Here is a 12,095-nt window from a genome sequence, read left to right as displayed (position 1 = left end):
CGTCAGAACGCCTGTCCGATCCCGGCATAGATGCCGAAACGCGGGTCGCCACGGTCGCGGTTGAGCGGCACGGCGGCGTCGATGCGCAGCGGCCCGAACGGCGTGATGTAGCGCAGGCCAACGCCCGCGCCGACCTTCACGTCGGAAAAGTCCGGCGTCGCTGTGGTCGAGACAGTGCCGGCGTCGACGAACGGCACGATGCCGATCGTGTCGGTCAGCGCAATGCGCATTTCGACCGATGTTTCGAAGAAGGAGAGCCCGCCGATCGGCTGATTGTCGATGTCCTTCGGTCCGATGCCCTGATAGGCATAGCCCCGCACCGAGCCGCCACCGCCGGAATAGAAGCGCCTGTCGGCTGGAACGTTCTGAAGGCCGGTGCCGACGATCGAACCCAGCGCGACGCGTTCGGCAAGCACGAATTTCGAGGCCGTGTCGAGCGACTGATAGGCCGACCCCTCGCCCCTGAGCTTGAGGAAGGCGGCGCCGCTCAGAATGTCGTAGCTCGGTTCGGCATAGGCCAGAACCCTGAAGCCGCTGGTCGGATTGAGCCGGTTGTCCCTGTTGTCATAGACATATTGCAGCGGAATGCTGGCGATCAGGTATTTGTGCTTGCCGAAGGCGTCGGTGATCCTGGAATAGTCCAGCGCGATTTCAGCCGAAACCGTCTGCTTCTTGTCGATCTCATAGGACAGGCCGGTGCTGCCCTTGACCGAGAAATGGTCGTAGGCATCGGGATGTTCGAGGACGGTCTTGACGCTGGCGATGAATTTCGAGGCCGGCCCGACCACGCCCGGCTTCTCGAACATGATGCCGGCATTGTAGTTGAGCTCGCTGAGATCGTTGCTGCCGATGCCGCTGATCTTGCCCTCGATGCGCAGCTTTTCGGCCCGGCCGAACAGATTTCGGTGGCCCCAATAGCCTTCCAGGCCTAGCCCTTCGGTGTTGGAGAAAGTGCCGCCAACGCCGAAATAGCGTGGTTTGCGCTCGCTGACCTGAACGCCGATCGGAATGTTGCCGTCGGCGTCGAGACTGTCGGCTTCCTTCAGCGTCACGCTGTTGAACACTTCGAGCCTCAGCAGCCGGTCGCGGGCATCGTCGATCTCGTCGGGCGAATATTGCCGGCCGCGTTTCAGCCCGGTCATATATTCGGTGAACTCGCGATTGACCTTCTCGGTGCCATCGACGGTGGTGTCGCCATAACCGGCAACCGGCCCGGCGGCCACCGTCAGCGTCACGTCGAGCGTCGAGGTGGTGTGCTCGGCCACGACCTGCCTGTCGGTGATCCGGGCCAGCGGCCGGCCCTCCTGCTTCAGCGCCCGCACGATCAGCGCCTCGGCCTTGAGCACGGCGCCCGAGCCGGCATCGCCGCCGGCTATCAGGCCGAAATCGGCGCTCGCCAGCCCGGCGGCATCGCCCTCCAGCCGAATATTGCCGAGCGTGAATTTGGGCCCGCTCGAGATGCTGATCACCACCGGGATCGGCTGCGGACCCGTAAATTCGGCATCGGGCGGCAAATCGTCGAGCGCCTTGCCCTGGATGGTGATAGTGACGACGCCTTCATAACGGGCGTCGGCATAAAGCGCGGCGACCAGCTGTTCGCGGTCGCTACGCGCCTTTGCCAAAAGGCCGAGCGAGCCGGAAACCGGGCGGTCCTCGTCGGATTTCAGCGACGAGGCGTTTTCGAGCTTCTTGACCAAGTCCTTGTCGGCATCGGGCGCTTCGATGGTCACCGCATAGCGCAGCGGGTCGACGATATCGGCGTCCTCGTCATTCGAAGAGCCCCACAATTTGATGCCGAAGAGCTCGAAGGCGGCCGCCGACCCCGATTCGGCAACGAGCACGCTCGAGCACGCCAACGCCACAATCAGCGCGCGCGAAAGCGTGCGCCGTGGCGCACTTACCTTCGACATCTGCGCTTCATACGCCGGCATCAGGACAACCTAGGTTACAAAACTAAAATTGGAATGAAGTTTTGAAGCGCTCGTAAAGGGGCCACAATCCAATTGTCTGAAATAGGCAGGGCTTGGAATTCACACCTTCTGCGTTTTCGCAAGAAAGCGTGATCCCTTTCCCGTGGATGAACTATCGGCATACCGGTCATTGGCCGGTTTGGGAACCGTTGGCGGGCGGAAACCTGCCCGTCCTCGTGTTGACAAGCTTGACTGAAGCTTGAACATGCCGCGGACGTAGCAGTGTCTGGAGGGTGTTATGGCGATGCGCGCGGCGGCTCGTGGTCTGTCGATCTTAATTCTTCTCGTTTTCGCCTGGGGGTCTGTAGCGCAAGCGGCCGAAGCCCGCCGGGTGGTGACCTCAAATAATTCCGACTATTTCGGCTTCGATCTCAGATCGGACCAGAATGTCAGCCTCGATCAGTGCAAGACGACATGCCTCGGCGACCCCGCCTGCCGCGCCTTTACTTACAACAACAAGGCCAAATGGTGCTTCCTAAAATCCGACTATAACCAGTTGAAACCCTTCAGCGGCGCGGTCGCGGGCAAGGTCGTCAATGTCGATGGCGACCCCGATATCGGCGCCCCGCCGGAACTCGCCTTCTTCCCCAACTGGATGGCCGACCAGGCCCAGCAATACCGCAACAAGCTGACCGATCCGGCCTATGACAAGCCGACCGACGGGCTGGAATCACTCCGCGCCGCCGCCGAACAGGCTGCACTGACCGGCGACCATGGCCAGGCCATGAACAAATACGAGGCCGCGGTCTCGGTCCTGCCTGACGACGGCCAGCTTTGGCTCGGTCTGGCGCGTGAAACGCTTGCCATACAGCCGGCCAGCGGCACCTCCGAATCCTACAATCTTCCGGTCAAAGGCACCTCCGCCGCCATCAACGCCTACAAATTGCTGCGCACCACCAAGACCCGCGCCGAAGTGCTGGCGCTGCTCGGCAACGGCCTCGACCGCCGCGATCTCTACCGTCCAGCCCTGCAGGCTTATGAAGCCAGCCTCGCGCTGGTCAGTTCGCCGGCGGTCAAGGCCGAATATGAGGATCTCAAGGCCCGCAAGGGCTTCCGCGTCATCGATCACTCGATCGACGCCGACACCAGCGCGCCGCGCATTTGCGCGCAGTTTTCCGAGGAGCTGGTCAAGACCGGCGTCGACTACGCCCAGTTCGTCACCGTCGACAACCAGCCGCCCAAGGGCGTCGAGGCCAAGGACAAGCAGATCTGCGTCGAAGGCCTGGAGCACGGCCAACATTACGAAGTGACCTTCCGCGCCGGTCTGCCGGCCGCCATTGGCGAGGTCACCGCCGCTCCGGTCGTACTGTCGATCTATGTGCAGGACCGCGCGCCGTCCGCCCGCTTCACCGGCGACAGCTTCGTGCTGCCCGCCGGCGCCCGCCGCGGCATCCCGGTCGTCACCGTCAACATGAATGCCGCACAGATGAAGCTCTACCGCATCGGCGATCGTTCGCTGGCGCAGCTTCTGTCCGGCTATCAGTTCCTGAAGCAGCTCGACGGCTATGATATCTCCAGCATTTCCGACCAGATGGGTGAGCCGGTCTGGCAGGGCCAGCTCGATATCGCCAACGACCTCAACAAGGACGTCACGACGTCGTTCCCGGTCGACGAAGCCTTGCCGCAGCGCAAGCCCGGCGTCTACGTGCTGACCGCGCAAGCGGTAAACGAGAATGACGAGGACAATTACAATTCGCTTGCCACGCAGTGGTTCGTCGTCTCCGACATCGGCCTGTCGACCTATACCGGCCAGGATGGCCTCAATGTCTTTGCCCGCTCGCTCGGAACCGCCAAGCCGATCGCCGGCGCCGAACTGACGCTGCTGGCCAGGAACAATGAAATCCTCGGCACAGCCACGTCGGACGCCGAAGGCCATGCTGTCTTCAAGCCCGGCCTGACGCGCGGCGACGGCGGCATGGTGCCGGCCGTTCTGATGGCCAAGCAGGGCGACAACGATTTCGTCTTCCTCGACATGGGCCGCGCCGGCTTCGATTTGTCCGATCGCGGCGTCGCCGGACGCGCCGCACCGGGCGCGCTCGATGTCTATGCCTGGACCGAACGCGGCATCTACCGCGCCGGCGAGGATGTGCATGTCGCAGCCCTTGCCCGCGACGGCGCCTCCAAAGCGGTGGAAAACCTGCCGCTGACCTTCATCTTCACCCGTCCCGACGGCGTCGAGAACCGCCGCATCGTTGCCGATGGCGTCTCGGCCGGCGGCTATGCCGTCGACCTGCCGCTGGAAGCCAACGCCATGCGCGGCACCTGGACGGTGTCGATCTATACCGATCCCAAGCAGGCGGCCGTTTCCAGCCAGATGTTCCTGGTCGAAGACTTCGTGCCGGATCGCATCGAGTTCGACATGAAGTCCGACAAGCAGGAGATCGCCCAGGGCGAAACCGCCAACATCGACATTGACGGCCGCTTCCTCTATGGCGCGCCGGCCGCCGGCCTCGCGCTCGAAGGCGAGCTGACGCTGTCGACGGCGCGCGACTGGGACCGTTTCGCCGGCTATTCGTTCGGCCTTGCCGACGAGCAGTCGGCCGAGCCTTCGGTCACCCCGTTCACCGGTCTGCCGGTGGTCGGCGACGACGGCAAGGCGACCTTCCCGGTCACGGTCGACCAGTTGCCCGCGACCACCAAGCTGGTCGACGCCAAGGTCACGGTTCGCATGCGTGAAACCGGCGGCCGCGCCATCGAACGCTCGCTCAACATCGGCATCCGCCCGCAAGGCCACATGATCGGCATTCGTCCGGATTTCGCCGACAATGAGGTGCCGCAGGGCGGCACCGCCAAGTTCAGCCTCATCGCGGTCGACCCCGACGGCAAGCGCGAGACGCTGAAGGGCGCGCAGTGGTCGCTGGTCAAGGTCGAACGCAATTACCAGTGGTACCGCAACAACAACTCGTGGAACTACGAACCGGTCACCTTCACCAAGTCGATCGCCAACGGCCAGGTCGATCTCAGCGCCGATGCCGAGGCGACCGTGACGATGCCGGTCGACTGGGGCCAGTACCGGCTCGAGATCGAGACTGCCGATCCCGAGGGCCCGGCGACCAGCTATGAGTTCGACGCCGGCTGGTATGTCTCCTCGACCTCCACCGAAACGCCTGATGGGCTCGAGATCGCTCTCGACAAGGACAGCTATGCCGTCGGCGACGTGGCCAAGCTGAAGGTGTCGCCGCATTTTGCCGGCGAACTGCTGGTCACCATCGGCGCCGACAAGCTGCTCAAGACCGTCACGGCAACCGTGCCGGCCGGCGGCAGCACGGTCGACATCCCGGTCGGTGACGACTGGGGCGCCGGCGCCTACATCACCGCAACCCTGCTCCGGCCCGGCGATGCGCAGGAAACCCGCATGCCGGCGCGCGCCATCGGCGTAAAATGGCTGACGGTCGACCCGGGCTCGAAAAAGCTCGCGGTTACCCTGACGCCGCCGGACAAGACGATGCCGCGCCAGCAGCTGTCGATCCCGGTTTCGGTCGCCGGCGTAGCGCCGGGCAGCAATGCCTATGTCACGGTCGCTGCCGTCGATGTCGGCATTTTGAACCTCACCAACTACAAGGCGCCGGATCCGGAGGGCTGGTATTTCGGCCAGCGCATGCTCGGGCTCGAAGTCCGCGACATCTATGGCCGTCTCATCGACGGCTCGCTCGGCACCAGCGGCAAGCTCAGGACCGGCGGCGACGGCGCCTCGATGCAGCCGCAAGGCAGTCCGCCGACCGAAAAGCTGGTCGCCTTCTTCTCCGGCCCGGTCCAGCTCGACGCCGACGGCAAGGCGAGGATCGACTTCGACATCCCGCAGTTCAACGGCACCGTGCGCGTCATGGCCGTCGCCTGGACCAAGGAGGCCGTCGGCCATGCCACGACCGATGTCATCGTGCGCGATCCGGTGGTGATCACTGCCGGCCTGCCCCGCTTCCTGGCGCCTGGAGATGCAGCGATCATGCGGCTCGACGTCGCCGACACCGACGGTCCGGAGGGCGACTATGCCCTGTCGATCGCCACGACCGGCGACCTCTCGACCGGCGACAAGCCCTTGCCCGAAAAGCTGACTCTCGCCAAGGGCAAGCGCCAGACGCTGACCGTGCCGCTGATTGCACAGACGGCGGGCAATGCCTCGATCACCATCAAGCTCGCCCATGGCGACGGCACCGCCGTCGAGCAGACGCTGTATGTTCCGGTGCGTCCGGCGCAATTGCCGGTCACCACCCGTCTGGTCGTCGACCTCAAGGGCAATGGCGGCTCGCTGCGCGTCGACAAGGAGCTGCTCGCGGCAAGCCTGCTCGACGGCGCCTCGATCAGCGTCGGCGTTTCGCAGGCTGCCGCCTTCGACGTGCCGTCGCTGCTGATGACGCTCGACCGCTACCCCTATGGTTGCGCCGAGCAGACCACCAGCCGCGCCATGCCGCTTCTCTACGTCAACGATCTGGCGTCCGGCGTCGGCATGCAAAGCGATCCCGAACTGCACGACCGCGTCCAGGCGGCCATCTACAAGGTGCTGAGCTACCAGGCTTCGGCCGGCAGCTTCGGCCTGTGGGGTCCGGGCTCCGGCGATTTGTGGCTCGACTCGTACGTCACCGACTTTCTGACCCGGGCGCGCGAGCAGAACTACGACGTGCCGGCCCTGGCGATGAGCCAGGCGCTGAGCAATCTGCAAAACTCGATCGGTTACGACCAGGACGTCCAGGATCGCGGCAGCGAAATCGCCTACGCGCTCTATGTTCTGGCCCGCAACAAGAAGGCCTCGGTCGGCGATCTGCGCTACTACGCCGACACCAAGCTCGAAGCCTTCTCGAGCCCGATGGCCGTCGCCCAGTTGGCGGCGAGCCTGGCGCTCTACGGCGACGCGCAGCGTTCGGAAGCAACCTTCCAGACGGCGCTGCAGCTGGCCAAGTCGACCACCGAATACGACTACTACCGGTCCGACTATGGCTCGCGGCTGCGTGATGGCGCCGCGATCCTGGCGCTCGCCGCCGAATCGAAGCCGGCGCCGACCATCGTGCCGGAGCTGATCCGGCTGGTGGCAAGGGAACGCGCCGATGCCCGCTGGACCAGCACGCAGGACGAGTCCTGGATGCTTCTGGCGGCCCGCGCGCTGAAGTCGGGCAACGACTCGATCACGCTCTCGGTCAACGGCGCGCCGCATGCAGGTGGATATTCCAACCACCTCGGCGGCACCGACATTGCCGACAGCCCGCTGACCATCGCCAACACCGGCGCCACGCCGCTGCAGGCGGTCGTCACCACGGTCGCCTCGCCGGTAGAGCCCTTGCCGGCCGGCGGCGACGGCTTCACCATCGACCGCACCTACTACAAGCTCGATGGCACCGAAGCCAACGTCACCGAGGCGACGCAGAACGAACGCTACGTGGTCGTGCTCAAGGTTTACGAGCAGAACCGCTGGCCTTCGCGCCTGCTGATCACCGACCTGTTGCCGGCCGGCTTCGAGATCGACAATCCGGGCCTTGTCTCCAGCGCCCAATTGTCGAACTTCACCTGGCTGGCGCAAACGGACGCAGCCCATCTCGAATTCCGCGACGACCGTTTCGTCGCGGCATTCAATCCCAATGACGGCGATGGCGACCGCAACATCATGCTGGCCTACGTCGTGCGTGCGGTAACGCCGGGCACCTACGCCCATCCGGCAGCCACGGTGGAGGACATGTACCGGCCGCAATATTCGGCCCGCACCGCCACCGGCATGATGGAGATCAAGGCGCCGTAAGGCGCCTTGACGAAGATGAACACGCCGATGTCCGCGACCATCTCCTTCTCCCCGCTATGCGGAGAGAAGGAGCCGGCAGGCGGATGAAGGGCACCACCATGCTCTCCAGAAAATTTCTCCGTCGAACAGGCATCGCCGCCGCCTCCCTCGTCGGCTTTGCGGCGATCGCTGCCGCTTTTCTCTGGGAACTCGACCGCGCTTTCCCGCCGCCACTGCCCGAAAAACTCACCGTCTCCACCGAAGTCCAGGATCGTGACGGCCAGCTGTTGCGCGCCTTCGCCACGCCGGACGGTTACTGGCGGCTCGACACTCATCTCAATCAGGTCGACAAGCAGTTCGTCGATATGCTGGTCACCTATGAAGACAAGCGCTTCTGGGACCATGATGGCGTCGATATGCTGGCGCTGGCGCGCGCCGCCGGCCAGTTCGTCACCAGGGGCCATATCGTCTCCGGCGGCTCGACTTTGTCGATGCAGCTTGCCCGGCTGATCGAGCCCCGCGAAAGCCGCAGCCTCGGCTCGAAAATCAAGCAGATGCTGCGTGCCATCCAGATCGAGCGGCGGCTGTCCAAGCAGGAGATCCTCGAGCGCTACCTGACCTTGGCGCCCTATGGCGGCAATCTCGAAGGCGTGCGTGCCGCCTCGCTCGCCTATTTCGGCAAAGAGCCGAAGCGGCTGACGGTCTCGGAAGCAGCACTGCTCGTCGCCTTGCCGCAATTGCCGGAAAAGCGCCGGCCCGACCGCAATCTCACCATCGCTCATGCCGCCCGCGACCGCGTGCTGACCCGCATGGTTTCGGCAGGCCTGCTTGGCGAGCGCGAGGCCGCGCGCGCCGCCCTCGACGACGTCCCGGGCCTGCGCCGCAAATTGCCGGCGCTGGCGCCGCACGCCGCCTACGCCATGCTGCCCAAGGCCGTCCCCGGCAAGCCGCTGCAGCTGACGATCCGCAAAAGCGTCCAGCAAGGGCTGGAACAGGTGGCGCGCGATGCCGCGATCAAACTTGGGCCGCGCCTCTCCGTCGCCATGGTGATGGCCGATGCCCGCACCGGGGACATTCTTGGCGAAGTCGGTTCGGCCGATTTCTTCGACGCCAGCCGCTCCGGCTGGATCGACATGACCAAGATCGTGCGTTCGCCCGGTTCTACGCTGAAGCCGTTCATCTATGGCCTCGCCTTCGAGCAGGGGCTGGTGGCCCAGGAAATGCTGATCGAGGACAGCCCGGTCGATTTCGGCGGCTACCGGCCGAAGAATTTCGACATGGGCTATCAGGGGGATGTCTCGATCCGCCAGGCGCTGCAGCTGTCGCTCAACGTGCCGGCAATCCGCGTGCTCGACTCTGTCGGCCCTGCACGGCTGATGGCGCGCTTCCGCCAGGCCGGCGTCAGCCCGGTGCTGCCGGTCAACGAGGCGCCGGGCCTCGCCATCGGCCTCGGAGGCGTCGGCGTGACGCTGCGCGATCTCGTCCAGCTCTATACCGGCCTCGCCAATGGCGGGAAGGCAAACACGCTGCATGACGGCACCGAGCCGGCCAATTCCGAGCGCACCACCGCCACCATCCTCGACGCCCAGGCGAACTGGCAGATCACCGACATATTGTCGGGCGTGAAGCCGCCCGAGGGCGCCTTGCAGCGCGGCATCGCCTACAAGACCGGCACGTCCTACGGCTATCGCGATGCCTGGTCGGTCGGCTTCGACGGCCGCTACGTGCTGGGTGTGTGGGTCGGCCGCGCCGATGCCGGTGCGGTGCCCGGCCTGTCCGGCTATGTCTCGGCCGCCCCCATCCTGTTCGAGGGCTTCGTCCGTTCAGGCCTCACCGCCGTCCCGTTGCCCAGCCAGCCGGCCGGCGTCGTCAAGGCCAGGCGCGAAGACCTGCCGGTGACATTGGCGCGCTTCGGCGCCGGCGCCGACGGACTGGTGCAGGCAGGCCCGACGGAACCGGCGCCAACGATCATTTTCCCGCCCAACGGCGCCCGCGTCGATCTCGCCACCAATTCCGCCGAGGCCTCGCCGCTGGTGCTGAAACTGCAAGGCGGCCGCGCGCCGTTCCGCTGGCTGGCCAATGGCAAGCCGCTCGTCGGCATCGACCGCCGCCGCACCGCGACCTGGCTGCCCGACGGCGCCGGCTATTCGACGCTCACCGTCATCGACGCCGTGGGACGCGCGGCAAGCGTGAAGGTGTTCGTTGAATAGATGGCGCCAAGCGATTCAGGGGATTGGGCTTCTTCGCCCGAGACCCGGCGCGAGGCACCCCCCTCTGGCCTGCCGGCCATCTCCCCCGCAAGGAGGGAGATTGGCAGCTTCGGCGCCGCGCTCATTCAGCAACGTTGAAAATTGGCGAAAGCCGCAGCGACATCTGATCTCCCCCCTTGCGGGGGAGATGGCCGGCAGGCCAGAGGGGGGTGTGCCGAAGCGCTTGCATCGAGGATTGGCCTTAGCCGTATCCATGTTCGTTTCGACTTACTCCCCCGCCTCCGCCGATCCCCTGCCCGCTGGCTTTGTCCGCCTGGCCGATGTCGATCCCTCGATCCGCCAGGACATCCGCTATGCCGGCCTGGAAAATTTCCTGCATCGCAAGGCCGATGGCTACGACGCCCCAATCTGCATCCTCACGAAGCAAGCTGCGCAAGCGCTGTCCGGCGTGCAGAAAGCGCTCGCCGCCGATGGCCTGACGCTGGTCGTCTTCGACTGCTACCGCCCGGCCCGCGCCGTTGCCGACATGGGCAAATGGACCAGAGAGGGCGGCCCGCCCGATCCGCAATGGTACCCTCAGGTGCAGCGCGGCGACCTCATCGCCAAGGGCTATATCGGCGAATTGTCCACCCATTCGCGCGGCTCGACCGTCGATATCGCCATCGCCCGCAGCGACGGCAAGAACAAGTCATCCGCCGCTTGCGGCGCGGCCGGCGCCGGCACGCTCGATTTCGGCACCAGCTTCGACTGTTTCGACCCGGCAAGCGAAACCGCACATCGCCCATTGGCGGCAGAAGCGGCGGCAAACCGCAAAAGGCTGCTCGACGCCATGCGCGCCGGCGGCTTCAAGAACTATGCGCGAGAGTGGTGGCACTACACGCTTCGGGATGAGCCGTTTCCAAAGCTGCGCTTCGATTTTCCCATCACTACGGGCTGAACCGCCCGGTGCTACACCGAGCCTTCCCTCGCTCGGCCTTGCTTCTGCGGTGTCAGCTCCTAGATAGCGTCAAACCGGCCGGATTTGGGTTAGACCAATATGAGGAAAATATTTCCTTGCGAAACCCAATATCGGCGAAAATTTCCTTCGAGTGGACAAAAAAGGCAACGTTGAATGCATCTAATTTCTATCAATTCGATAGAGTTCAGCCGTCATCAACGGAGGCGGGAATGACCAAACCTCATTTCAAGAAACTGCTCGGCGCACTGGTCGCCACATCGATCCAGTTCGGCACGCTCGGTTTCGCGTTTGCCGATACGACCATTCTGAACGTGTCCTACGACCCGACACGCGAACTCTACAAGGCCTATGACGAAGCCTTCGTCGCACACTGGAAGGCCGAGACCGGCGAGACGGTCACCATCCAGCAATCGCACGGCGGATCGGGCGCCCAGGCCCGCGCCGTGATCGACGGCCTCGATGCCGATGTGGTCACGCTGGCGCTCGAAGGCGACATCAACGCCATCGTCACCAAGTCGAAGAAGATCAACCCGGACTGGCGCAAGAAGTTCGAGAACAATTCGGCGCCTTACACCTCGACCATCATCTTCCTGGTCCGCAAGGGCAACCCGAAGGGCATCCACGACTGGAGCGATCTGGTCAAGGACGGTGTCCAGGTGATCACGCCGAACCCGAAGACGTCGGGTGGCGCCCGCTGGAACTACCTTGCCGCCTGGGCCTATGCCAACGCCAATGATGGCGGCGACGAGGCCAAGAACAAGGAATTCGTCGGCAAGCTCTACGCCAATGCTCCGGTGCTCGACACCGGTGCGCGCGGCTCGACGGTCACCTTCGCGCAAAAGGGCATCGGGGACGTGCTGATCGGCTGGGAAAACGACGCCTATCTGGCGCTCAATGAATTCGGAGCCGACAATTTCGAGATCGTCTATCCCCCGACCTCGATCCTGGCCGAGCCGCCGGTTGCGATCGTCGACGCCAATGTCGATGCCAAGGGCACCCGCAAGGTCGCCGAAGCCTATCTCGGCTGGCTCTATTCCAAGGAAGCCCAGACGATCATCGCCAAGAACCACTATCGTCCGGCCAAGCCCGAGCTGGTGGATGCGGCTGACATTCCGAAGACGCCCGAAATCAAGCTGATCTCCATCGACGATCCGCTTTTTGGCGGCTGGAAGAAGGCACAGCCTTATCATTTCGGCGATGGTGGTATATTCGACCAGATCTACAAGCCGGCCCAGTAGGATTTAGATCAGGAC

5 protein-coding genes are annotated in these 12,095 nt (G+C 64.4%); 4 read left to right on the top strand and 1 reads right to left on the bottom strand.

Annotated elements, in window-relative coordinates:
- Positions 1-2 precede the first annotated feature (2 nt).
- A complete protein-coding gene (locus NKH54_RS17270; RefSeq protein ID WP_353028601.1) occupies positions 3-1,931 on the bottom strand; it encodes an autotransporter assembly complex protein TamA in 1,929 nt (642 codons plus the stop codon).
- 277 nt (positions 1,932-2,208) lie between these two features.
- On the opposite strand from NKH54_RS17270, the gene NKH54_RS17265 reads away from it, so the two are divergent.
- The 4 genes from NKH54_RS17265 (at position 2,209) to NKH54_RS17250 (ending at position 12,080) form a co-directional block, all read left to right on the top strand.
- Positions 2,209-7,695: an alpha-2-macroglobulin family protein gene (locus tag NKH54_RS17265; protein WP_353028600.1), complete on the top strand. Its 5,487-nt coding sequence runs from the start codon at positions 2,209-2,211 to the stop codon at positions 7,693-7,695.
- Positions 7,696-7,778: 83 nt separating this feature from the next.
- A complete protein-coding gene (pbpC, locus tag NKH54_RS17260; protein ID WP_353028599.1) occupies positions 7,779-9,884 on the top strand; it encodes a penicillin-binding protein 1C in 2,106 nt (701 codons plus the stop codon).
- Positions 9,885-10,137: 253 nt separating this feature from the next.
- Positions 10,138-10,821 (top strand): M15 family metallopeptidase, encoded by a 684-nt coding sequence (locus NKH54_RS17255; protein WP_353028598.1) that lies wholly within the window; start codon positions 10,138-10,140, stop codon positions 10,819-10,821.
- Positions 10,822-11,051: 230 nt separating this feature from the next.
- A complete protein-coding gene (locus NKH54_RS17250; RefSeq protein WP_023673082.1) occupies positions 11,052-12,080 on the top strand; it encodes a sulfate ABC transporter substrate-binding protein in 1,029 nt (342 codons plus the stop codon).
- Positions 12,081-12,095: the final 15 nt, after the last annotated feature.

Source organism: Mesorhizobium sp. M1004 (assembly GCF_040318795.1).
Classification (GTDB): Bacteria; Pseudomonadota; Alphaproteobacteria; order Rhizobiales; family Rhizobiaceae; genus Mesorhizobium.
This window is presented reverse-complemented; position numbering and strand designations above follow the sequence as displayed.

Excerpts from the sequence above, each read along its gene's own strand:
- NKH54_RS17270 (WP_353028601.1), bottom strand. The coding sequence starts at position 1,931 with ATGCCGGCGTATGAAGCGCAGATGTCGAAGGTAAGTGCGCCACGGCGC.
- NKH54_RS17265 (WP_353028600.1), top strand. The coding sequence starts at position 2,209 with ATGGCGATGCGCGCGGCGGCTCGTGGTCTGTCGATCTTAATTCTTCTC.
- pbpC (WP_353028599.1), top strand. The coding sequence starts at position 7,779 with ATGAAGGGCACCACCATGCTCTCCAGAAAATTTCTCCGTCGAACAGGC.
- NKH54_RS17255 (WP_353028598.1), top strand. The coding sequence starts at position 10,138 with ATGTTCGTTTCGACTTACTCCCCCGCCTCCGCCGATCCCCTGCCCGCT.
- NKH54_RS17250 (WP_023673082.1), top strand. The coding sequence starts at position 11,052 with ATGACCAAACCTCATTTCAAGAAACTGCTCGGCGCACTGGTCGCCACA.